This is a genomic window from Lysinibacillus fusiformis, assembly GCF_016925635.1.
GTDB lineage: Bacteria > Bacillota > Bacilli > Bacillales_A > Planococcaceae > Lysinibacillus > Lysinibacillus fusiformis_F.
In genome coordinates, this window is the sequence record NZ_CP070490.1 from 1,906,594 (window position 1) to 1,930,118 (window position 23,525).

Genomic DNA, 23,525 nt, shown 5'->3' on the forward strand with positions numbered 1-23,525 from the left:
GTTACAATGACGATATGGGAGGTGTCAGCCTTGATTTTAGTTTTAGATGCAGGGAATTCGAATATTGTATTAGGTGTCTATGATGACAACGATCAATTAGCCTTCCATTGGCGTATGGTGACGGACCTTCATAAAACAGAAGATGAATATGCCATGCAAGTTCTTTCATTTTTTAATCATGCAGGCATTTCATTTGAACAAATAACAGGCATTATTATATCCTCAGTTGTGCCACCAATTATGTTTTCGTTAGAGGCGATGTGTCAGAAGTATTTTCGAAAAAAGCCTTTAGTAGTCGGACCAGGTGTGAAAACGGGTTTAAATATTAAATACGAAAATCCTCGCGAGGTTGGGTCTGACCGCATTGTGAATGCCATAGCAGCTCTAGATTTATATAAGGCCCCTTGTATCATAGTTGATTTTGGTACAGCAACAACCTATTGTTATTTGAACGAAAAGGGCGATTATATGGGTGGTGCTATTGCGCCAGGCATCACTATCTCTACAGAGGCTCTTTATACTCAGGCTGCAAGATTGCCGCGTATTGAAATCGTTCGACCTACACATATAGTGGGAAAAACGACCGTTTCTGCTATGCAGGCAGGAATTTTTTATGGCTTTGTTGGACAAGTAGAGGGCATTGTTAATCGTATGAAAGCACAAAGTAAAGAGGAGCCATTAGTAATTGCTACAGGTGGTTTAGCAAATCTAATCGCAGGGGAGACACAAATTATAGAAGTTGTAGATCCATTTTTAACGTTAAAGGGTTTATATAAGCTCTATAAACGTAACCAATAGGAAATGAGGGACATTCCATTTATGAATGATTATTTAGTAAGAGGTTTAGGATTTAATGGGCAAGTTCGTGTGTTTGCAGCTCGTACAACAGCCACAGTAGGAGAAGTGCAACGCCGTCACGATACATGGCCAGTTGTATCAGCAGCTTTAGGTCGTTCAATGACAGCGGCTGTTATGATGGGAGCCATGTTAAAAGGTGAAGAGAAAATCACGATTAAAATTGAGGGCAACGGCCCAATTGGCCCAATGGTAATTGATAGTAATGCGCATGGAGAAGTGCGTGGATTTGTGACAAACCCTCATGTACACTTTGATTTAAACGAGCAAGGTAAGTTAGATGTTCGAGCAGGCGTTGGAACAGAAGGAGCTCTTACAATCGTTAAAGACCTTGGTTTGAGAGATATGTTTTCAGGACAAACACCAATTGTTTCTGGCGAAATTGCTGAAGATTTTACTTATTATTTTGCTACATCTGAGCAAGTACCATCATCCGTAGGTTTAGGCGTATTAGTTAACCCAGACAACACTATTCTTGCAGCAGGCGGATTTATACTTCAATTAATGCCAGGCTGTGAGGAAGAAACAATTACTGAAATTGAACAACATCTTGCTACAATAGAGCCTGTTTCAAAAATGATTGAAAAAGGTTTTACACCAGAGCAAATTTTAGAAGCTGTATTAGGCAATGGACATCTACAAATTTTAGATTCCATGCCAGTTGAATTTAAATGTCAATGTTCAAAAGAGCGGTTTGGTGCGGCAATTTTAGGTCTAGGAACAGCAGAAATTAGAGAAATGATTGATGAGGATGGCGGTGCAGAAGCACAATGTCACTTCTGCTTAGAGACATACAGTTTTTCTAAAGATGAGCTAGAAGGGTTTATTGATGAGCTCAACGCGTAATCGGCGACCTTCAACCAATGTAACACCAAACCAAACGCCTTTATTGCAACGTCGTTTAAAGACAAAACCTGCTTTAGCTGTCATAGCCGTTTTGTTATTAGGAAATATTTTATGGTTCATTAGTTGGTTGATCCCAAACAAAGGTCAAGAAATTGGTAGCGACGAACAAGTCGCTGCCATTGACGGGGATGTTATCACACGCCAAGAGTGGATGATTGCCATGGAAGAACGATATGGTAAAGAAACACTGCAAAATTTAGTGAATGAAACAGTAATGGAAAAGGCAGCAAAAACATATAAAATTAAAGTTACTGATCAGGAAATTGATCTTGAACTAGCGTTAATGCGATCTGCTCAAGATAAGTTTGATACAGCCATGCAAAATCTTTCGGCAGAGCAACTACGCCAAAAGATTCGTTCACAGCTTATATTGGATAAGGTACTCACGAAAGACGTAGTGATAGAGGAAGAAAGCGTTGAAAAGTATTATGAGGAAAATCAAGGATTATATAATACAAAAACAAGCTATCGTACGAATTTTATTGAGGTCGATTCAAAAAAAGCTGCTGATGAGGCATTGGGTGAATTAAAAAATGGCTCTGACTTTACAGTGCTGGCACGAGAAATCTCTGTTGATAGTGCTTCAGCAAGTTTAGGAGGAGATATTGGTTTTCTTACAGAGAATCAGGAAAATCTAGACCCTGCAATTATTAATGCTGTGAAATCGATAAAGGCAAATGAGGTAAGTAAAGCCTTTAAGTTAGATAATGGTCATTATGGCATTGTTCAAGTGCAAGAGGTATTAGAAGGACAATCCTTTACATATGACGATGTGAAAGAACATATTGAGCGTGAATTAGCTTTAGAGCAATTGCCGCAATCTGTTACGCCAGAAGCATTTTGGTCTGAATTTAATGCTACTTGGTATTATGGAGAGTCTAAAAAAGAAAAATAATACATGAAAGAGTCTGCAGGTTTTGCTGGGTAAAATGAGTCTGATCAAACTTACAGGCATTCGTAGTGATTTACCCAATAGATGCAGATTCTTTTTCTTTAGCCGATGATAAAGTTTTTCCTTTTCAACGCAATGATAAATATTCTGAAAATATATGCTTTATTTATTGACAATCGAATGGAAAAATTGATAAAATACAAAATAAGTAAAACCTATAAAAATAGTAGGGATTGGGAGTGGATTAGTAAATGAGTAGATTAGCAAATTCGGTAGCTGAATTAGTTGGTAAAACACCAATTGTAAAATTAAATCATGCAACAAGTGAAAATGAAGGTACTGTGTATGTAAAATTAGAATATTTTAATCCAGGAAGCTCAGTAAAAGACCGCTTAGCTTTAGCGATGATCGAAGCTGCGGAAAAAGACGGGACATTAAAACCTGGTGGCACAATTATTGAGCCGACATCTGGTAATACAGGTATTGGTCTTGCAATGATTGCTGCTGCTAAAGGTTATAAAGCCATTTTAGTTATGCCAGAAACGATGAGCTTAGAGCGTCGTAATTTATTACGTGCTTATGGTGCAGAGCTTGTGTTAACGCCTGGTCCAGCAGGTATGAAGGGGGCAATTGCTAAAGCAGAAGAACTATCTGCAGAGCATGGCTACTTCCTGCCACAACAGTTTACGAATCCAGCGAACGCAGTAATTCACCGTCTAACAACAGGTCCTGAAATTGTAGAAGCATTTGATGGCCTAACACTTGATGCATTTGTAGCTGGTGTTGGTACAGGTGGTACAATCACTGGTGCGGGTGCTGTCTTAAAAGAAAAGTATCCAAGCATTGAAATCATTGCTGTTGAGCCAAAAGATTCACCAGTTCTTTCTGGTGGTCAACCAGGGCCACATAAAATTCAAGGAATTGGCGCTGGATTTGTACCAGCCGTTTTAGATACGGAAGTCTATTCTTCAGTATTCCCTGTTGAAAATGAGGTTGCTTTTGAAGTAGCACGTAAAGTAGCACGTGAAGAAGGAATCCTATGTGGTATTTCATCTGGTGCTGCAATCTATGCTGCAATTGAAGCGGCAAAACGTTTAGGTAAGGGTTCGAATGTTCTTGCTATTGTGCCTTCTAACGGTGAGCGTTACCTATCAACACCTTTATATCAATTTGAAGACTAATTAAAGTTTTTTATGTAAGGGCTCCTTTATAAAAGGAGTCCTTTTTAATGCAAAAAAATGGACACTATGAAAATTATAAAAATATTCGCTTCTATGTAATAATCAAGTTAAGATGGAATCACATCATATGTTTAAAGGGGAAAATAACTTGAAGACAATACTTACGAAAACATTAACGATGGATGCAGATTCATTTTTTTATAGCTATAAAAATCAGACAGAGACTCAGCAAGCACATGTGTTTTTAGAAAGTGGACGTGGTGGACATTTTTCAATAGCTGCGTGGAATCCATTAGCTACCGCACAATCAGTAGAGGGTGGGCTTTTAGTAAATTGGAGAAATGGTAGACAAGAAGTTTTACAAGGTGAGTCCCTCGACTTATTGGAAGAGCTTGTGGCGGAATATCGGGTTACTTATAATGCAGAGCTTCCTGTTTTTCAGGGAGGGGCTATTGGATTCGTTGCGTATGATTATGCCCGTAAAATTGAGGAGCTTCCTAATACGGCAATAGATGACCTACAAGTACCAGATATCTATTATTATATTTTTGATTGTTGGGCAGTACATGATGTGAAAACAAATACAGTGACACTTATGAAGCTAGAAGATAATGAGGTCAACTTGGAAGAATGGGCTAACAACTGGCATGTTGCAGCACAGGCTGGATTAGGCGCGCGCAAATTTGAAAAAACAAATGCTACAGAAGTTATGAATGATGAGAACGAATTACTTGTTTCATTTGCAGGAGCTGATTTCGAGGCAGCGGTTAAAAAAATACAAACGTATATCGCGCAAGGTGATGTCTTTCAGGTGAATTTATCTGTTCGTCAGTCTAAGAACCTAAATGCAACTGCAATGGATGTCTATGAGGCACTTCGAGCGTTTAATCCTTCACCATATATGGCTTATATTGAAGCACCTGATTTTGCTGTTGTTTCTGGATCACCAGAATTATTAGTCAAGCGTCAAGGCAATGAGTTGTCGACGAGACCAATTGCGGGTACTCGACCAAGAGGAAAATCCGAAGTGGAAGATTTAGCGTTGGCTCAGGAGTTAATTGAAAATGACAAAGAGCGTGCTGAGCATGTAATGTTAGTGGATTTAGAGCGTAATGATTTAGGCCGAGTATCGGCCTATGGAACAGTGGAAGTGGATGAATTTATGGTCATTGAGCGCTATTCACATGTCATGCATATCGTTTCAAATGTGCGTGGAGAAATAGCAGAAGGCAAAACGAATGCAGATGTTATTCGCGCAATGTTCCCAGGTGGGACAATTACAGGAGCGCCAAAGATCCGCACTATGGAAATTATTGAAGAATTGGAGCCTGTACGACGTGGTTTATATACAGGCTCAATCGGCTGGCTAGGCTTTACCGGTGATATGGAGTTTAATATTGTGATCCGTACAGCATTTATAAAAGATGGGGTTGCGCATATTCAGGCTGGCGCAGGCATTGTCATTGACTCTGTTCCCGAAAGAGAGTATCAGGAATCTTTAAACAAAGCGAAGGCAATGTGGCAGGCGAAGGCAATGGCAGAGGAGCGAGCAAAATGATTTTAATGATCGACAATTATGATTCATTTATTTATAACATCGTCCAATATTTGGGTGAATTTGGTCATGAGATAGTTGTGAAACGTAATGATGTTATGACAGTAGAGGAAATAGAACAACTTGCACCTGATATGATTGTTATTTCTCCAGGACCTTGTAGTCCGAATGAGGCGGGTGAAAGCCTGAACATTATTAAATATTTCGCGGGAAATATTCCGATTTTAGGGGTTTGCCTTGGACATCAGGCACTTGCACAGGTATTTGGTGGCAATGTCATACGAGCGGAACGTCTAATGCATGGTAAGACATCACCCGTGCTGCATGCAGAAGTAGGTTTGCATAAAGGTATGCCAAATCCATTCCAAGCAACTCGCTATCACTCTCTTATTGTAGAAAAGGAGACATTACCAGCGTGTCTAGAAGTAACAGCTTGGACAGAAGAGGGAGAAATTATGGGTCTTCGTCATAAAGAATATCCAATTGAGGGTGTACAATATCATCCAGAATCCATTATGACGGAGCAAGGGAAAAAACTTCTTCGCCAATTTATAGAGATGTATGTAGAAGGAGTGAAATAGATGCAGTGCTGGATGAATGGAAACTATATGGCGGCCCAGGATTTGAGAATTTCGCCATTTGATCATGGGTTTTTATACGGTTTGGGATTTTTTGAAACGTTCCGAACATATAGGGGTCAGGTATTCTGCTGGGAAGAACATATGGAAAGATTACAGCATGCTTTATCACAATATCACATTCATTTAACCTATTCTGAAAATGTATTACTTGAGGTTGTACAACAACTAAATCAACTGGCAGGCGGTCAGGATGGCTACTTCCGTTTAAATGTATCCGCTGGAGAGCATAATATTGGATTACAGCCAACAGAATATAGGCAACCCAATGTCATCGTTTTTCGCAAGGAACTTCAGGACACACCGCGTGGTACTGAAAAGATTGCACAATGGCTTACTACAACACGCAATACACCTGAACAAGGGGTACGAGTTAAATCGCATCATTATGGCAACAACGTACTTGGTCGCTTTGAAATGCCATCACTGGCCAAACAAGAAGGTTTCTTTTTAACGGAACAAGGCTATGTGGCTGAAGGTGTGACATCAAATGTTTTTTGGGTAAAAAATGATATACTATATACGCCTTCCTTGGAGACAGGTATTTTACCAGGGATTATTCGTGCATGGATTATAGAGAAGGCCAATGCGCTAGATATCGAAGTACAGCAAGGCTTTTATACAAAAGAAGACTTACTACAGAGTACGGAATGCTTCATTACCAATTCAGTACAAGAGCTTGTGCCTATTAGTAGCTTGGATAACCAGCGATTTTTAGGCAATAAAGGACCTATTTATTCGCTTTTGCATGGGGCATTTATTCAAGAAGTGGAGCAAGGATAAAGGAGCGTTTACATGCTAGAAAAATATACGAAACCATTAACGATTAATGGTATTACATTAGACTATACACAAGAAACATTTGTTATGGGGATTCTAAATGTTACACCAGACTCCTTCTCTGATGGAGGAAAGTATAACAATGTGGTGGCTGCTGTTGCTCAAGCGAAAAAAATGGTAGCTGAAGGAGCAAAAATCATTGATGTAGGTGGGGAATCTACACGTCCAGGGTATGAACGAATTTCAGATGAAGAAGAAATTGCACGCATTGTGCCTGTTATTCAAGCATTAGCAAAAGAAGTAAAGGCCGTTATTTCTGTTGATACGTATAAAGCAAGTGTAGCGCGTGCTGCAATTGAAGCGGGCGCACATATCATCAATGATATTTGGGGAGCGAAAGCAGAACCAGAAATTGCTCAGGTGGCTGCAGATTTACATGTTCCTATCATTTTAATGCATAATCGCGAAAATATGGATTATGGCGTTGATTTTTGGACGACTGCGAAGGCAGATATAGAAAAAAGTATTGCCATCGCACAGCAAGCTGGAGTCCCTGAGCATCATATCATCTTAGATCCAGGTATTGGCTTTGCTAAAAATACTGCACAAAATATAGCTATGATGCAACACTTAACGGAATTAGTGGCTATGGGTTATCCGGTATTATTAGCAACATCACGTAAATCAATGATTGGTAATGTTTTAAAGCTACCTATTGAGGAGCGTCTTGAAGGGACAAGTGCAACAGTCGCTTATGGAATTGAAAAGGGCTGTCATATGATCAGAGTTCACGATGTAAAGGAAATGGCGCGTACAACACATATGGCGGATGTATTAGTGGGTAAACGTTTGTTTAAGGAGGAAGCTTGATGGATTATATTCATTTAAAGGACATGCAGTTTTATGGCTATCATGGTGTGTTAGCCGCGGAAACGACTCTAGGTCAACGCTTCCGAGCAAATGTTTCGCTTGCAGTAGATATGACAAAAGCTGGGGAAACGGATGATCTTTCTTATACAGTTAATTATGCAGAGGTATATGCGTTATGTCGCGATATTGTAGAAGGCGAACCGTTTAAGCTTATTGAGGCTCTTGTTGTGAAAATAGCGAATGCAATTTTAGCAACCTATCCGGATAAAGTAGAGGGCGTTCGTGTAGAGCTCATTAAACCAGACCCACCCATTCATGGCTATTACAAAGAGGTATCTGTTGAGGTAACGAGAGGTGATTTCTAATGAAGGATGTCTATTTATCTATCGGAACAAATATGGGAGAGAGATATGAGAATCTTCAGCACGCAGTAGCCCTTTTAAAGGAAAAGAAGGAAATTGAGCTAATTCGTGTTTCATCTGTTTATGAAACAGCAGCTGTCGGTTATACGGATCAGGCAGATTTTTTAAATATAGCTGTTCATCTAAAAACAGATATATCGTCTGCTGAGATGTTGAAGATTTGCCAAGCAATCGAACAGGAATTAGGGCGTGTAAAAGAATTTCGCTGGGGCCCACGGGTTATTGACCTTGACATTTTACTTTACAATCAAGAGAATATTGAAACGGAGAGCTTAATTGTTCCTCATCCAAGAATGTATGAGCGAGCATTCGTCCTAGTACCACTTATAGAGATTACACCTTCACCACTGGATGAACAGCTACAACAAGCGCATGATCTGTTACAGCAAATGGATTGTGAAAAGGAAGGCGTGATCTTCTGGAAACTTTTTAATGAGCCTTCAACGGTGAATTAAGTAATGGTGTAGGAATGAATTATCAGCGTATAGCATTAACGATAGCTAGAGAAAAATAGGTAAAGCCTATAGAGGAGGAAGAAAAACGTTGGGTCAGTCAACAGAGAAGCCATTTCAAATTGGCGATATTGTCATGGACAATCGAGTAGTATTAGCGCCAATGGCTGGGATTTGTAACTCTGCTTTCCGATTAACGGTTAAGGAGTTTGGTGCAGGTCTCGTATACGCTGAAATGATTAGTGATAAGGGCATTGTTCAAAAAAATGAAAAAACATTAGGTATGCTTTATATCGATGAACGTGAAAATCCTCTGTCATTGCAAATCTTTGGTGGGGATAAAGCAACCTTAGTGGAAGCAGCAAAATATGTGGATGAAAATACAACTGCTGATATTATTGATATCAACATGGGATGCCCTGTTAATAAAATCATAAAATGTGAAGCGGGTGCACGCTTGCTACTTAATCCAGATAAAGTATATGAAATGGTAGCGGCTGTTGTGGATGCCGTCAAAAAACCAGTTAGCGTAAAAATGCGTATTGGCTGGGACGAAGAGCATATTTTTGCAATTGAAAATGCCCAAGCTGTTGAGCGGGCAGGTGCATCTGCAGTAGCAGTTCATGGTCGTACACGTGTACAAATGTATGAAGGTAAAGCGAATTGGGATTACATTCGTCAAGTGAAGGAAAATGTCAGCATTCCTGTGCTTGGTAATGGGGACGTGGAAACACCACAAGACGCGAAACGCATGCTTGAAACTACAGGTGTAGATGCAGTAATGATTGGACGTGCTGCTTTAGGTAATCCATGGATGATCTACCGTACGGTTCAATACCTAGAAACAGGTGAATTAAAAGAAGAACCAGGTGTACGTGAAAAAATGGATGTATGTCTATTACACTTTGAACGACTTCTTCAATTAAAAGGAGAAGGAATTGCAGTTCGGGAAATGCGTAAACATGCATCATGGTATTTAAAAGGGATTCGCGGCAATGGTAAAGCACGCAATGCCATTAACCAAACTGAAACTGCGGCAGAGCTTCGCGCATTGTTAAATGGTCTTGTACAGGAGTATGAAGAGAGCGAATCTAAATTGATTGTTCCAGAAGCCAAAGAATTAATTATATAGATACATGATGGGCGTCTCTACAATTTGGTAGAGGCGCCTTTTAGCTGCAACTTTAATTTTTAGAATTATTAATTATTTTGTATTAGGTTGAAAATAAACTGAAACAGATGATTACAGCACTAAAATTGTGTACAATAGAAATATTATGGACGTAAACGCGGACAATTTACTTAAGGAGTGAAACAAGTGTCAAATATAGAAGAATTAAATGATCAACTATTGGTGAGACGCCAAAAGATGACAACTATACTAGAAAACGGACAAGATCCATTTGGAAGCCGTTTTGAGCGTACACATTTATCCACAGAAGTACGTGAGCAATTTGCAGATCAAACAAAAGAGCAGCTTGAGGAAAACCTTCAAGAGGTTATTATTGCGGGCCGTATTATGACGAAACGTGGTAAAGGAAAAGCTGGATTTGCGCATATTCAGGATTTAAGTGGTCAAATTCAAATTTATGTTCGCCAAGATCATGTAGGCGAAGAAGCGTATGAATTATTTAAACAAGCTGATTTAGGAGACATCGTAGGTGTGCGCGGTAACGTATTCCGTACACAAGTGGGAGAACTTTCTATAAAGGCTGAGGAATTCACGTTCCTGACAAAAGCGCTACGTCCTATGCCAGAGAAATTCCATGGCTTACAGGATGTTGAGCAACGTTATCGCCAACGTTACCTAGATTTAATGACAAACGAAGATAGCAAAAAAACATTTATCACTCGTTCTAAAATTATCCGTGCAATCCGTAATTATTTAGATAATGCTGGATACTTAGAAGTAGAAACTCCAATGCTTCACACAATTGCTGGTGGCGCAGCTGCTCGTCCATTTATTACGCATCACAATGCACTTGATATGGAATTATATATGCGAATTGCCATCGAATTGCACTTAAAACGTTTAATCGTTGGTGGTTTAGAGAAAGTTTACGAAATCGGACGTGTGTTCCGTAATGAAGGAATTTCTACACGCCACAACCCTGAATTTACAATGATTGAACTATACGAAGCATATGCTGATTATCAAGATATCATGTCTCTAACTGAAAACCTTATTGCACATGTTGCCCAAGAAGTTCTAGGTACAACAACAGTTCAATATGGAGAAGATCAAATTAATCTTGCGGTAGGTTGGAAACGAGTTCACATGGTAGATGCTGTAAAAGAGGCAACGGGTGTAGATTTCTGGCAGCCAATGACAAAAGAACAAGCACAAGCGCTTGCTAAAGAGCATGGAGTAGAAGTGAAGGATGTTCATGAAGTAGGTCATATTATCAATGAATTCTTTGAACAGAAAGTAGAAGAGACACTTGTACAGCCTACATTCGTATTTGGTCATCCAGTAGAAATCTCACCTCTTGCGAAGAAAAATCCAGAGGACGAGCGTTTTACAGATCGCTTTGAGTTATTCATCGTTCGTCGTGAACATGCAAATGCCTTCACGGAGTTAAATGACCCAATCGACCAACGCCAACGCTTTGAAGCGCAATTAGCAGAAAAAGAAGCAGGTAATGATGAGGCACATGAAATGGACAATGATTTCATTGAAGCATTAGAATACGGTATGCCTCCAACAGGTGGTCTAGGTATCGGTATTGACCGCTTAATCATGCTACTAACAAATTCACCATCAATTCGTGATGTATTATTGTTCCCAACAATGCGTCATATTACAAAATAGTAAATTGTAGTGTAGGTTTTTCATAGAGCTATAAAAGAGCAGTAATGTATGAAGAGGAGAATTCACAAGATAAGTGAATTCTCTTCTTTTTGTTCAATGAAAAAAATTAAGTTGTTTAAACGTTGATTAAATTTAGGTTATACTTTTATAGTTCTATGTTTTTCAATACAATAAGTATAAAAAAGAAGTATTTTATTGGGGGCTTATAATGAATTACAAAATTATTAACAAACAAGTATTTGAACAGGCACAATTACGTTCTGTTTCCGATGTTCCATTTACGGAGGAAGAGCTCGAGCATGGTATGAAATTAGTCGTTGCTAAAAAAGACGAGACGCTTACCTTATATTTAGTGGAAATAGATGGCCACAAGAAATTTGAAGTTCGTTGGGATGATTCTTCTGAAATCTTCAGTGGCTGGTATTCCGCATGGGATAATTTCTTATGGTGCTTAAACATAGTCGATCCTCAAAGTAATGACATAAAATAGGGGCATCTTAGAAATAAGCAGGCGCTAAAGTACAGAAGACGTACTTTAGCGCCTGCTTATTTTAGGTTGGGATTGAAGTAACATAGATTGTAGTTACAGTTACAGTTATTATGAAGGAATAAACGATTTTGTATGATTTGTAGTTTTTATCAAGGAAGAAGGACATCTGTAAAAGAATGATCTCTTATATAAAGTAATGAATTTTGTTAGCTACAACTACCAACTTTAAGAGCTATAAAATTATTAGTATTTTAATTTAAAATGTTGAGATTTAATAGAAAGAGATGTATAGTAAAACAAATAATTAAGTAAGAAACGAGAATACGATAATTAAAACTCTCGTAAATGCACAAAATAGCTTATAAAATCAATTTTATTAAAATAAAATTGATTTTATGTAAAAAACACTTGCGAAGTTTTTTATAACGTGATAAATTATTACTTGTCGTTAAGACAACGCAATTAACAACATCGAGCTTCAAAAATGAATTTAAAAAAAGATGTTGACAGAAATAAATGATTATAATATAATTTAAAAGTTGTCTCTGATAATTTTTGAAAAACCTTTTTAAAAAAGTGTTGACAACAAAATGAAGAAATGTTATAATGTAAAAGTTGCTGTCGAAAGATGGTTACGAAATGAACCTTGAAAACTGAACAAGCAAAACGTAATCAATAAAGTTTTAAGTAGCTAGCTTCTGCTAGTGAACGAAACAAAAATTTTGGACATCAAAATTGATGCCAGCAAAACAATTTGAGCTAATCAAATTTCTTTTATGGAGAGTTTGATCCTGGCTCAGGACGAACGCTGGCGGCGTGCCTAATACATGCAAGTCGAGCGAACAGAGAAGGAGCTTGCTCCTTCGACGTTAGCGGCGGACGGGTGAGTAACACGTGGGCAACCTACCCTATAGTTTGGGATAACTCCGGGAAACCGGGGCTAATACCGAATAATTTATTTCACCTCATGGTGAAACACTGAAAGACGGTTTCGGCTGTCGCTATAGGATGGGCCCGCGGCGCATTAGCTAGTTGGTGAGGTAACGGCTCACCAAGGCGACGATGCGTAGCCGACCTGAGAGGGTGATCGGCCACACTGGGACTGAGACACGGCCCAGACTCCTACGGGAGGCAGCAGTAGGGAATCTTCCACAATGGGCGAAAGCCTGATGGAGCAACGCCGCGTGAGTGAAGAAGGATTTCGGTTCGTAAAACTCTGTTGTAAGGGAAGAACAAGTACAGTAGTAACTGGCTGTACCTTGACGGTACCTTATTAGAAAGCCACGGCTAACTACGTGCCAGCAGCCGCGGTAATACGTAGGTGGCAAGCGTTGTCCGGAATTATTGGGCGTAAAGCGCGCGCAGGTGGTTTCTTAAGTCTGATGTGAAAGCCCACGGCTCAACCGTGGAGGGTCATTGGAAACTGGGAGACTTGAGTGCAGAAGAGGATAGTGGAATTCCAAGTGTAGCGGTGAAATGCGTAGAGATTTGGAGGAACACCAGTGGCGAAGGCGACTATCTGGTCTGTAACTGACACTGAGGCGCGAAAGCGTGGGGAGCAAACAGGATTAGATACCCTGGTAGTCCACGCCGTAAACGATGAGTGCTAAGTGTTAGGGGGTTTCCGCCCCTTAGTGCTGCAGCTAACGCATTAAGCACTCCGCCTGGGGAGTACGGTCGCAAGACTGAAACTCAAAGGAATTGACGGGGGCCCGCACAAGCGGTGGAGCATGTGGTTTAATTCGAAGCAACGCGAAGAACCTTACCAGGTCTTGACATCCCGTTGACCACTGTAGAGATATGGTTTCCCCTTCGGGGGCAACGGTGACAGGTGGTGCATGGTTGTCGTCAGCTCGTGTCGTGAGATGTTGGGTTAAGTCCCGCAACGAGCGCAACCCTTGATCTTAGTTGCCATCATTTAGTTGGGCACTCTAAGGTGACTGCCGGTGACAAACCGGAGGAAGGTGGGGATGACGTCAAATCATCATGCCCCTTATGACCTGGGCTACACACGTGCTACAATGGACGATACAAACGGTTGCCAACTCGCGAGAGGGAGCTAATCCGATAAAGTCGTTCTCAGTTCGGATTGTAGGCTGCAACTCGCCTACATGAAGCCGGAATCGCTAGTAATCGCGGATCAGCATGCCGCGGTGAATACGTTCCCGGGCCTTGTACACACCGCCCGTCACACCACGAGAGTTTGTAACACCCGAAGTCGGTGAGGTAACCTTTTGGAGCCAGCCGCCGAAGGTGGGATAGATGATTGGGGTGAAGTCGTAACAAGGTAGCCGTATCGGAAGGTGCGGCTGGATCACCTCCTTTCTAAGGATTATTTCGGAATACAAACCTTGGGTTTGTAAGATTACGTTTTGCGTTCAGTTTTGAAGGTTCATTCTTCTGAATGAATTGCTTCAAAACTTGTTCTTTGAAAACTGGATAAAACGACATTGAAATTGTAACAAACACATTTATTTTTTTAAGTTTTTTATAGGCTTAATAACTTGGTTAAGTTATTAAGGGCGCACGGCGAATGCCTTGGCACTAGGAGCCGAAGAAGGACGGCACTAACACCGATATGCTTCGGGGAGCTGTAAGTGAGCTTTGATCCGGAGATTTCCGAATGGGGGAACCCACTACGTTTAATCGCGTAGTATCTTGACGTGAATACATAGCGTCTTGAAGGCAGACCCAGGGAACTGAAACATCTAAGTACCTGGAGGAAGAGAAAGAAAAATCGATTCCCTGAGTAGCGGCGAGCGAAACGGGAAGAGCCCAAACCAAGAGGCTTGCCTCTTGGGGTTGTAGGACACTCAATACGGAGTTACAAAAGAGCGAGTTAGATGAAGCGACTTGGAAAGGTCCGCCAGAGCAGGTAAAAGCCCTGTAGTCGAAAGTTCGTTCCCTCCTGAGTGGATCCTGAGTACGGCGGAACACGTGAAATTCCGTCGGAATCCGGGAGGACCATCTCCCAAGGCTAAATACTACCTAGTGACCGATAGTGAACCAGTACCGTGAGGGAAAGGTGAAAAGCACCCCGGAAGGGGAGTGAAAGAGATCCTGAAACCGTGTGCCTACAAGTAGTTAGAGCCCGTTAATGGGTGATAGCGTGCCTTTTGTAGAATGAACCGGCGAGTTACGATTACGTGCGAGGTTAAGCTTTAGAAGGCGGAGCCGCAGCGAAAGCGAGTCTGAATAGGGCGAATTAGTACGTGGTCGTAGACCCGAAACCAGGTGATCTACCCATGTCCAGGGTGAAGGTGAGGTAACACTTACTGGAGGCCCGAACCCACGCACGTTGAAAAGTGCGGGGATGAGGTGTGGGTAGCGGAGAAATTCCAATCGAACTTGGAGATAGCTGGTTCTCTCCGAAATAGCTTTAGGGCTAGCCTCGTGATGAGAATACTGGAGGTAGAGCACTGTTTGGACTAGGGGGCCATCCCGGTTTACCGAATTCAGACAAACTCCGAATGCCAGATATTTATACACGGGAGTCAGACTGCGAGTGATAAGATCCGTAGTCAAAAGGGAAACAGCCCAGACCACCAGCTAAGGTCCCAAAGTAATCGTTAAGTGGAAAAGGATGTGGCGTTGCACAGACAACCAGGATGTTGGCTTAGAAGCAGCCATCATTTAAAGAGTGCGTAATAGCTCACTGGTCGAGTGACGCTGCGCCGAAAATGTATCGGGGCTAAACGATTCACCGAAGCTGTGGATTGACATCTACGATGTCAGTGGTAGGAGAGCGTTCTAAGTGCGTTGAAGTCAGATCGGAAGGACTGGTGGAGCGCTTAGAAGTGAGAATGCCGGTATGAGTAGCGAAAGACGGGTGAGAATCCCGTCCACCGTATGACTAAGGTTTCCTGAGGAAGGCTCGTCCGCTCAGGGTTAGTCGGGACCTAAGCCGAGGCCGATAGGCGTAGGCGATGGACAACAGGTTGATATTCCTGTACCACCTCCTCACCGTTTGAGAAATGGGGGGACGCAGTAGGATAGGGTAAGCGCGCTGTTGGATATGCGCGTCCAAGCAGTAAGGCGTGTGTGTAGGCAAATCCGCACACTGTAACGTTGAGCTGTGATGGCGAGTCCGTATGGACGAAGTTCCTGATTTCACACTGCCAAGAAAAGCCTCTATCGAGGTGAGAGGTGCCCGTACCGCAAACCGACACAGGTAGTCGAGGAGAGAATCCTAAGGTGTGCGAGAGAACTCTCGTTAAGGAACTCGGCAAAATGACCCCGTAACTTCGGGAGAAGGGGTGCTCTTGAGCGTGCAAGCGCATGAGAGCCGCAGTGAATAGGCCCAGGCGACTGTTTAGCAAAAACACAGGTCTCTGCAAAACCGTAAGGTGACGTATAGGGGCTGACGCCTGCCCGGTGCTGGAAGGTTAAGAGGAGTGGTTAGCGCAAGCGAAGCTGCGAATTGAAGCCCCAGTAAACGGCGGCCGTAACTATAACGGTCCTAAGGTAGCGAAATTCCTTGTCGGGTAAGTTCCGACCCGCACGAAAGGCGTAACGATCTGGGCACTGTCTCAACGAGAGACTCGGTGAAATTATAGTACCTGTGAAGATGCAGGTTACCCGCGACAGGACGGAAAGACCCCGTGGAGCTTTACTGTAGCCTGATATTGAATTTTGGTACAACTTGTACAGGATAGGTAGGAGCCAGAGATCTCGGAGCGCCAGCTTCGAAGGAGGCGTCGGTGGGATACTACCCTGGTTGTATTGAAATTCTAACCCATGCCCCTTAGCGGGGCAGGAGACAGTGTCAGGCGGACAGTTTGACTGGGGCGGTCGCCTCCTAAAAGGTAACGGAGGCGCCCAAAGGTTCCCTCAGAATGGTTGGAAATCATTCGTAGAGTGTAAAGGCACAAGGGAGCTTGACTGCGAGACCTACAAGTCGAGCAGGGTCGAAAGACGGGCTTAGTGATCCGGTGGTTCCGCATGGAAGGGCCATCGCTCAACGGATAAAAGCTACCCCGGGGATAACAGGCTTATCTCCCCCAAGAGTCCACATCGACGGGGAGGTTTGGCACCTCGATGTCGGCTCATCGCATCCTGGGGCTGTAGTCGGTCCCAAGGGTTGGGCTGTTCGCCCATTAAAGCGGTACGCGAGCTGGGTTCAGAACGTCGTGAGACAGTTCGGTCCCTATCCGTCGTGGGCGTAGGAAATTTGAGAGGAGCTGTCCTTAGTACGAGAGGACCGGGATGGACACACCGCTGGTGTACCAGTTGTCTTGCCAAAGGCATCGCTGGGTAGCTATGTGTGGACGGGATAAGTGCTGAAAGCATCTAAGCATGAAGCCCCCCTCAAGATGAGATTTCCCATTACGCAAGTAAGTAAGATCCCTCAAAGACGATGAGGTAGATAGGTTCGAGGTGGAAGTGTGGTGACACATGGAGCTGACGAATACTAATCGATCGAGGACTTAACCAAAACGTTTGAACCATTCAATGTACCGTTTATCCAGTTTTGAAAGAACAAGAAAGTTTTGAAAAAAGCTTGCATTTATACTAAAATATGTTATAATAAATCTTGTCTTTTGAAAAGTCTAGTGATGATGGCAAAGAGGCCACACCCGTTCCCATACCGAACACGGAAGTTAAGCTCTTTAGCGCCGATGGTAGTTGGGGGCTTCCCCCTGTGAGAGTAGGACGTCGCTAGGCATATTACCCAGGAGGATTAGCTCAGCTGGGAGAGCATCTGCCTTACAAGCAGAGGGTCGGCGGTTCGAGCCCGTCATCCTCCACCATATGCCGGTTTAGCTCAGCAGGTAGAGCAACTGACTTGTAATCAGTAGGTCGTGGGTTCGATTCCTATAGCCGGCACCATTTTTTCGAGCCATTAGCTCAGTTGGTAGAGCATCTGACTTTTAATCAGAGGGTCGAAGGTTCGAGTCCTTCATGGCTCACCATTTTTAAAATAATAATAAGCGGGTGTGGCGGAATTGGCAGACGCACTAGACTTAGGATCTAGCGCCGCAAGGCGTGGGGGTTCGACTCCCTTCACCCGCACCATTATTTTCATTGCCAGATAAAAAAACTTATGCACATGCGGAAGTAGTTCAGTGGTAGAACACCACCTTGCCAAGGTGGGGGTCGCGAGTTCGAACCTCGTCTTCCGCTCCAAATGTGCCGGGGTGGCGGAACTGGCAGACGCACAGGACTTAAAATCCTGCGGTAGGTGACTACCGTACCGGTTCGATTCCGGTCCTCGGCACCATTTTAAATGCGCCCGTAGCTCAATTGGATAGAGCGTCTGACTACGGATCAGAAGGTTATGGGTTCGACTCCTGTCGGGCGCGCCAAAAGAACAACGGGAAGTAGCTCAGCTTGGTAGAGCACTTGGTTTGGGACCAAGGGGTCGCAGGTTCGAATCCTGTCTTCCCGACCATTTCCTATAAATTATGGGGCCTTAGCTCAGCTGGGAGAGCGCCTGCCTTGCACGCAGGAGGTCAGCGGTTCGATCCCGCTAGGCTCCACCAAGTCAACTTATGAACCTTGAAAACTGAACAAGCAAAACGTAATCAATAAAGTTTTAAGTAGCTAGCTTCTGCTAGTGAACGAAACAAAAATTTTGGACATCAAAATTGATGCCAGCAAAACAATTTGAGCTAATCAAATTTCTTTTATGGAGAGTTTGATCCTGGCTCAGGACGAACGCTGGCGGCGTGCCTAATACATGCAAGTCGAGCGAACAGAGAAGGAGCTTGCTCCTTCGACGTTAGCGGCGGACGGGTGAGTAACACGTGGGCAACCTACCCTATAGTTTGGGATAACTCCGGGAAACCGGGGCTAATACCGAATAATTTATTTCACCTCATGGTGAAACACTGAAAGACGGTTTCGGCTGTCGCTATAGGATGGGCCCGCGGCGCATTAGCTAGTTGGTGAGGTAACGGCTCACCAAGGCGACGATGCGTAGCCGACCTGAGAGGGTGATCGGCCACACTGGGACTGAGACACGGCCCAGACTCCTACGGGAGGCAGCAGTAGGGAATCTTCCACAATGGGCGAAAGCCTGATGGAGCAACGCCGCGTGAGTGAAGAAGGATTTCGGTTCGTAAAACTCTGTTGTAAGGGAAGAACAAGTACAGTAGTAACTGGCTGTACCTTGACGGTACCTTATTAGAAAGCCACGGCTAACTACGTGCCAGCAGCCGCGGTAATACGTAGGTGGCAAGCGTTGTCCGGAATTATTGGGCGTAAAGCGCGCGCAGGTGGTTTCTTAAGTCTGATGTGAAAGCCCACGGCTCAACCGTGGAGGGTCATTGGAAACTGGGAGACTTGAGTGCAGAAGAGGATAGTGGAATTCCAAGTGTAGCGGTGAAATGCGTAGAGATTTGGAGGAACACCAGTGGCGAAGGCGACTATCTGGTCTGTAACTGACACTGAGGCGCGAAAGCGTGGGGAGCAAACAGGATTAGATACCCTGGTAGTCCACGCCGTAAACGATGAGTGCTAAGTGTTAGGGGGTTTCCGCCCCTTAGTGCTGCAGCTAACGCATTAAGCACTCCGCCTGGGGAGTACGGTCGCAAGACTGAAACTCAAAGGAATTGACGGGGGCCCGCACAAGCGGTGGAGCATGTGGTTTAATTCGAAGCAACGCGAAGAACCTTACCAGGTCTTGACATCCCGTTGACCACTGTAGAGATATGGTTTCCCCTTCGGGGGCAACGGTGACAGGTGGTGCATGGTTGTCGTCAGCTCGTGTCGTGAGATGTTGGGTTAAGTCCCGCAACGAGCGCAACCCTTGATCTTAGTTGCCATCATTTAGTTGGGCACTCTAAGGTGACTGCCGGTGACAAACCGGAGGAAGGTGGGGATGACGTCAAATCATCATGCCCCTTATGACCTGGGCTACACACGTGCTACAATGGACGATACAAACGGTTGCCAACTCGCGAGAGGGAGCTAATCCGATAAAGTCGTTCTCAGTTCGGATTGTAGGCTGCAACTCGCCTACATGAAGCCGGAATCGCTAGTAATCGCGGATCAGCATGCCGCGGTGAATACGTTCCCGGGCCTTGTACACACCGCCCGTCACACCACGAGAGTTTGTAACACCCGAAGTCGGTGAGGTAACCTTTTGGAGCCAGCCGCCGAAGGTGGGATAGATGATTGGGGTGAAGTCGTAACAAGGTAGCCGTATCGGAAGGTGCGGCTGGATCACCTCCTTTCTAAGGATTATTTCGGAATACAAACCTTGGGTTTGTAAGATTACGTTTTGCGTTCAGTTTTGAAGGTTTATAAAATATAATAAAACTTCTAAGAGGGCCTATAGCTCAGCTGGTTAGAGCGCACGCCTGATAAGCGTGAGGTCGATGGTTCGAGTCCATTTAGGCCCACCATATATACCTCTTGGGGCCTTAGCTCAGCTGGGAGAGCGCCTGCCTTGCACGCAGGAGGTCAGCGGTTCGATCCCGCTAGGCTCCACCATTTTTTTGTTCTTTGAAAACTGGATAAAACGACATTGAAATTGTAACAAACACATTTATTTTTTTAAGTTTTTTTATAGGCTTAATAACTTGGTTAAGTTATTAAGGGCGCACGGCGAATGCCTTGGCACTAGGAGCCGAAGAAGGACGGCACTAACACCGATATGCTTCGGGGAGCTGTAAGTGAGCTTTGATCCGGAGATTTCCGAATGGGGGAACCCACTACGTTTAATCGCGTAGTATCTTGACGTGAATACATAGCGTCTTGAAGGCAGACCCAGGGAACTGAAACATCTAAGTACCTGGAGGAAGAGAAAGAAAAATCGATTCCCTGAGTAGCGGCGAGCGAAACGGGAAGAGCCCAAACCAAGAGGCTTGCCTCTTGGGGTTGTAGGACACTCAATACGGAGTTACAAAAGAGCGAGTTAGATGAAGCGACTTGGAAAGGTCCGCCAGAGCAGGTAAAAGCCCTGTAGTCGAAAGTTCGTTCCCTCCTGAGTGGATCCTGAGTACGGCGGAACACGTGAAATTCCGTCGGAATCCGGGAGGACCATCTCCCAAGGCTAAATACTACCTAGTGACCGATAGTGAACCAGTACCGTGAGGGAAAGGTGAAAAGCACCCCGGAAGGGGAGTGAAAGAGATCCTGAAACCGTGTGCCTACAAGTAGTTAGAGCCCGTTAATGGGTGATAGCGTGCCTTTTGTAGAATGAACCGGCGAGTTACGATTACGTGCGAGGTTAAGCTTTAGAAGGCGGAGCCGCAGCGAAAGCGAGTCTGAATAGGGCGAATTAGTACGTGGTCGTAGACCCGAAACCAGGTGATCTACCCATGTCCAGGGTGAAGGTGAGGTAACACTTACTGGAGGCCCGAACCCACGCACGTTGAAAAGTGCGGGGATGAGGTGTGGGTAGCGGAGAAATTCCAATCGAACTTGGAGATAGCTGGTTCTCTCCGAAATAGCTTTAGGGCTAGCCTCGTGATGAGAATACTGGAGGTAGAGCACTGTTTGGACTAGGGGGCCATCCCGGTTTACCGAATTCAGACAAACTCCGAATGCCAGATATTTATACACGGGAGTCAGACTGCGAGTGATAAGATCCGTAGTCAAAAGGGAAACAGCCCAGACCACCAGCTAAGGTCCCAAAGTAATCGTTAAGTGGAAAAGGATGTGGCGTTGCACAGACAACCAGGATGTTGGCTTAGAAGCAGCCATCATTTAAAGAGTGCGTAATAGCTCACTGGTCGAGTGACGCTGCGCCGAAAATGTATCGGGGCTAAACGATTCACCGAAGCTGTGGATTGACATCTACGATGTCAGTGGTAGGAGAGCGTTCTAAGTGCGTTGAAGTCAGACCGGAAGGACTGGTGGAGCGCTTAGAAGTGAGAATGCCGGTATGAGTAGCGAAAGACGGGTGAGAATCCCGTCCACCGTATGACTAAGGTTTCCTGAGGAAGGCTCGTCCGCTCAGGGTTAGTCGGGACCTAAGCCGAGGCCGATAGGCGTAGGCGATGGACAACAGGTTGATATTCCTGTACCACCTCCTCACCGTTTGAGAAATGGGGGGACGCAGTAGGATAGGGTAAGCGCGCTGTTGGATATGCGCGTCCAAGCAGTAAGGCGTGTGTGTAGGCAAATCCGCACACTGTAACGTTGAGCTGTGATGGCGAGTCCGTATGGACGAAGTTCCTGATTTCACACTGCCAAGAAAAGCCTCTATCGAGGTGAGAGGTGCCCGTACCGCAAACCGACACAGGTAGTCGAGGAGAGAATCCTAAGGTGTGCGAGAGAACTCTCGTTAAGGAACTCGGCAAAATGACCCCGTAACTTCGGGAGAAGGGGTGCTCTTGAGCGTGCAAGCGCATGAGAGCCGCAGTGAATAGGCCCAGGCGACTGTTTAGCAAAAACACAGGTCTCTGCAAAACCGTAAGGTGACGTATAGGGGCTGACGCCTGCCCGGTGCTGGAAGGTTAAGAGGAGTGGTTAGCGCAAGCGAAGCTGCGAATTGAAGCCCCAGTAAACGGCGGCCGTAACTATAACGGTCCTAAGGTAGCGAAATTCCTTGTCGGGTAAGTTCCGACCCGCACGAAAGGCGTAACGATCTGGGCACTGTCTCAACGAGAGACTCGGTGAAATTATAGTACCTGTGAAGATGCAGGTTACCCGCGACAGGACGGAAAGACCCCGTGGAGCTTTACTGTAGCCTGATATTGAATTTTGGTACAACTTGTACAGGATAGGTAGGAGCCAGAGATCTCGGAGCGCCAGCTTCGAAGGAGGCGTCGGTGGGATACTACCCTGGTTGTATTGAAATTCTAACCCATGCCCCTTAGCGGGGCAGGAGACAGTGTCAGGCGGACAGTTTGACTGGGGCGGTCGCCTCCTAAAAGGTAACGGAGGCGCCCAAAGGTTCCCTCAGAATGGTTGGAAATCATTCGTAGAGTGTAAAGGCACAAGGGAGCTTGACTGCGAGACCTACAAGTCGAGCAGGGTCGAAAGACGGGCTTAGTGATCCGGTGGTTCCGCATGGAAGGGCCATCGCTCAACGGATAAAAGCTACCCCGGGGATAACAGGCTTATCTCCCCCAAGAGTCCACATCGACGGGGAGGTTTGGCACCTCGATGTCGGCTCATCGCATCCTGGGGCTGTAGTCGGTCCCAAGGGTTGGGCTGTTCGCCCATTAAAGCGGTACGCGAGCTGGGTTCAGAACGTCGTGAGACAGTTCGGTCCCTATCCGTCGTGGGCGTAGGAAATTTGAGAGGAGCTGTCCTTAGTACGAGAGGACCGGGATGGACACACCGCTGGTGTACCAGTTGTCTTGCCAAAGGCATCGCTGGGTAGCTATGTGTGGACGGGATAAGTGCTGAAAGCATCTAAGCATGAAGCCCCCCTCAAGATGAGATTTCCCATTACGCAAGTAAGTAAGATCCCTCAAAGACGATGAGGTAGATAGGTTCGAGGTGGAAGTGTGGTGACACATGGAGCTGACGAATACTAATCGATCGAGGACTTAACCAAAACGTTTGAACCATTCAATGTACCGTTTATCCAGTTTTGAAAGAACAACACTTTCAATTAAATACATGTCTAGTGATGATGGCAAAGAGGTCACACCCGTTCCCATACCGAACACGGAAGTTAAGCTCTTTAGCGCCGATGGTAGTTGGGGGCTTCCCCCTGTGAGAGTAGGACGTCGCTAGGCAAATGAAAGACCAGAGAATTTTTTCTCTGGTCT

The 23,525-nt window shown here is 44.5% G+C and carries 13 protein-coding genes, 11 tRNA genes and 6 rRNA genes; all 30 read left to right on the forward strand.

Translation table 11 applies throughout. From position 1 onward, the window contains the following. Positions 1-30: 30 nt before the first annotated feature. The 30 genes from JTI58_RS09445 (at position 31) to rrf (JTI58_RS09590) (ending at position 23,492) form a co-directional block, all read left to right on the forward strand. Positions 31-798: a type III pantothenate kinase gene (locus tag JTI58_RS09445; protein ID WP_205446372.1), complete on the forward strand. Its 768-nt coding sequence runs from the start codon at positions 31-33 to the stop codon at positions 796-798. 21 nt (positions 799-819) lie between these two features. Then, positions 820-1,701 (forward strand): Hsp33 family molecular chaperone HslO, encoded by an 882-nt coding sequence (hslO, locus tag JTI58_RS09450; RefSeq protein ID WP_205446373.1) that lies wholly within the window; start codon positions 820-822, stop codon positions 1,699-1,701. Then, positions 1,685-2,656 (forward strand): peptidyl-prolyl cis-trans isomerase, encoded by a 972-nt coding sequence (locus JTI58_RS09455; protein WP_205446374.1) that lies wholly within the window; start codon positions 1,685-1,687, stop codon positions 2,654-2,656. The genes hslO and JTI58_RS09455 overlap by 17 nt, the downstream gene beginning before the upstream one ends. Before the next feature lie 248 nt (positions 2,657-2,904). Then, entirely contained in the window at positions 2,905-3,834 is a 930-nt protein-coding gene (gene cysK / locus JTI58_RS09460) for a cysteine synthase A (RefSeq protein ID WP_205446375.1), read from the forward strand. A gap of 127 nt (positions 3,835-3,961) precedes the next feature. After that, a complete protein-coding gene (gene pabB, locus JTI58_RS09465) occupies positions 3,962-5,392 on the forward strand; it encodes an aminodeoxychorismate synthase, component I (protein WP_205446376.1) in 1,431 nt (476 codons plus the stop codon). Beyond that, positions 5,389-5,970, forward strand: coding sequence for an aminodeoxychorismate/anthranilate synthase component II (pabA, locus tag JTI58_RS09470; protein WP_205446377.1), 582 nt, complete (start codon positions 5,389-5,391; stop codon positions 5,968-5,970). The genes pabB and pabA overlap by 4 nt, the downstream gene beginning before the upstream one ends. Continuing rightward, on the forward strand, positions 5,971-6,810 hold the full coding sequence (gene pabC, locus JTI58_RS09475) for an aminodeoxychorismate lyase (RefSeq protein WP_205446378.1): 840 nt from the start codon (positions 5,971-5,973) through the stop codon (positions 6,808-6,810). A 12-nt stretch (positions 6,811-6,822) separates the two neighbouring features. Then, positions 6,823-7,677 (forward strand): dihydropteroate synthase, encoded by an 855-nt coding sequence (folP, locus tag JTI58_RS09480; RefSeq protein ID WP_205446379.1) that lies wholly within the window; start codon positions 6,823-6,825, stop codon positions 7,675-7,677. Further along, the gene (folB, locus tag JTI58_RS09485) at positions 7,677-8,042 is read left to right on the forward strand and encodes a dihydroneopterin aldolase (RefSeq protein WP_205446380.1); all 366 of its coding nucleotides are present in this window, start codon (positions 7,677-7,679) and stop codon (positions 8,040-8,042) included. The genes folP and folB overlap by 1 nt, the downstream gene beginning before the upstream one ends. Next, entirely contained in the window at positions 8,042-8,554 is a 513-nt protein-coding gene (folK, locus tag JTI58_RS09490) for a 2-amino-4-hydroxy-6-hydroxymethyldihydropteridine diphosphokinase (RefSeq protein ID WP_205446381.1), read from the forward strand. Before folB ends, folK begins: the two co-directional genes overlap by 1 nt. An 88-nt stretch (positions 8,555-8,642) precedes the next feature. After that, entirely contained in the window at positions 8,643-9,683 is a 1,041-nt protein-coding gene (gene dusB / locus JTI58_RS09495) for a tRNA dihydrouridine synthase DusB (protein WP_205446382.1), read from the forward strand. A gap of 177 nt (positions 9,684-9,860) precedes the next feature. After that, complete coding sequence (lysS, locus tag JTI58_RS09500) at positions 9,861-11,363, forward strand: lysine--tRNA ligase (protein WP_205446383.1); 1,503 nt, start codon at positions 9,861-9,863, stop codon at positions 11,361-11,363. A gap of 208 nt (positions 11,364-11,571) precedes the next feature. Then, positions 11,572-11,853 carry a hypothetical protein gene (locus tag JTI58_RS09505; protein ID WP_205446384.1) on the forward strand — a complete coding sequence of 94 codons (282 nt, stop codon included), beginning with the start codon at positions 11,572-11,574 and terminating at the stop codon, positions 11,851-11,853. 773 nt (positions 11,854-12,626) lie between these two features. Continuing rightward, positions 12,627-14,178: ribosomal RNA gene (locus JTI58_RS09510) — 16S ribosomal RNA — on the forward strand. A 181-nt stretch (positions 14,179-14,359) separates the two neighbouring features. Continuing rightward, positions 14,360-17,287 (forward strand): 23S ribosomal RNA (locus JTI58_RS09515). Between the two features lie 114 nt (positions 17,288-17,401). Continuing rightward, positions 17,402-17,517, forward strand: a 5S ribosomal RNA gene (rrf, locus tag JTI58_RS09520). Between the two features lie 10 nt (positions 17,518-17,527). Beyond that, a tRNA-Val gene (locus JTI58_RS09525) sits at positions 17,528-17,603 on the forward strand. Positions 17,604-17,606: 3 nt separating this feature from the next. Continuing rightward, a tRNA-Thr gene (locus JTI58_RS09530) sits at positions 17,607-17,682 on the forward strand. 7 nt (positions 17,683-17,689) lie between these two features. Beyond that, a tRNA-Lys gene (locus JTI58_RS09535) sits at positions 17,690-17,765 on the forward strand. 18 nt (positions 17,766-17,783) lie between these two features. Further along, a tRNA-Leu gene (locus JTI58_RS09540) sits at positions 17,784-17,868 on the forward strand. Between the two features lie 36 nt (positions 17,869-17,904). Next, a tRNA-Gly gene (locus JTI58_RS09545) sits at positions 17,905-17,979 on the forward strand. 5 nt (positions 17,980-17,984) lie between these two features. After that, positions 17,985-18,073: transfer RNA gene (locus tag JTI58_RS09550), tRNA-Leu, on the forward strand. An 8-nt stretch (positions 18,074-18,081) separates the two neighbouring features. After that, positions 18,082-18,158, forward strand: a tRNA-Arg gene (locus JTI58_RS09555). Positions 18,159-18,167: 9 nt separating this feature from the next. Then, positions 18,168-18,244 (forward strand) — tRNA-Pro (locus JTI58_RS09560). 15 nt (positions 18,245-18,259) lie between these two features. Continuing rightward, positions 18,260-18,335 (forward strand) — tRNA-Ala (locus JTI58_RS09565). Between the two features lie 143 nt (positions 18,336-18,478). Beyond that, positions 18,479-20,030, forward strand: a 16S ribosomal RNA gene (locus JTI58_RS09570). Between the two features lie 94 nt (positions 20,031-20,124). Further along, a tRNA-Ile gene (locus JTI58_RS09575) sits at positions 20,125-20,201 on the forward strand. 12 nt (positions 20,202-20,213) lie between these two features. Further along, positions 20,214-20,289: transfer RNA gene (locus JTI58_RS09580), tRNA-Ala, on the forward strand. Positions 20,290-20,380: 91 nt separating this feature from the next. Then, positions 20,381-23,308, forward strand: a 23S ribosomal RNA gene (locus JTI58_RS09585). A 68-nt stretch (positions 23,309-23,376) separates the two neighbouring features. Next, positions 23,377-23,492: ribosomal RNA gene (gene rrf, locus JTI58_RS09590) — 5S ribosomal RNA — on the forward strand. Together the 16S, 23S and 5S rRNA genes with 11 tRNA genes alongside form the textbook arrangement of a ribosomal RNA operon. Positions 23,493-23,525 lie beyond the last annotated feature (33 nt).

What these genes read in the sequence shown, in the direction of transcription:
- hslO (WP_205446373.1), top strand. Translation starts at nt 820, where the DNA reads ATGAATGATTATTTAGTAAGAGGTTTAGGATTTAATGGGCAAGTTCGT.
- JTI58_RS09455 (WP_205446374.1), top strand. Translation starts at nt 1,685, where the DNA reads ATGAGCTCAACGCGTAATCGGCGACCTTCAACCAATGTAACACCAAAC.
- cysK (WP_205446375.1), top strand. Translation starts at nt 2,905, where the DNA reads ATGAGTAGATTAGCAAATTCGGTAGCTGAATTAGTTGGTAAAACACCA.
- pabB (WP_205446376.1), top strand. Translation starts at nt 3,962, where the DNA reads ATGTTTAAAGGGGAAAATAACTTGAAGACAATACTTACGAAAACATTA.
- pabA (WP_205446377.1), top strand. Translation starts at nt 5,389, where the DNA reads ATGATTTTAATGATCGACAATTATGATTCATTTATTTATAACATCGTC.
- pabC (WP_205446378.1), top strand. Translation starts at nt 5,971, where the DNA reads ATGCAGTGCTGGATGAATGGAAACTATATGGCGGCCCAGGATTTGAGA.
- folP (WP_205446379.1), top strand. Translation starts at nt 6,823, where the DNA reads ATGCTAGAAAAATATACGAAACCATTAACGATTAATGGTATTACATTA.
- folB (WP_205446380.1), top strand. Translation starts at nt 7,677, where the DNA reads ATGGATTATATTCATTTAAAGGACATGCAGTTTTATGGCTATCATGGT.
- folK (WP_205446381.1), top strand. Translation starts at nt 8,042, where the DNA reads ATGAAGGATGTCTATTTATCTATCGGAACAAATATGGGAGAGAGATAT.
- JTI58_RS09505 (WP_205446384.1), top strand. Translation starts at nt 11,572, where the DNA reads ATGAATTACAAAATTATTAACAAACAAGTATTTGAACAGGCACAATTA.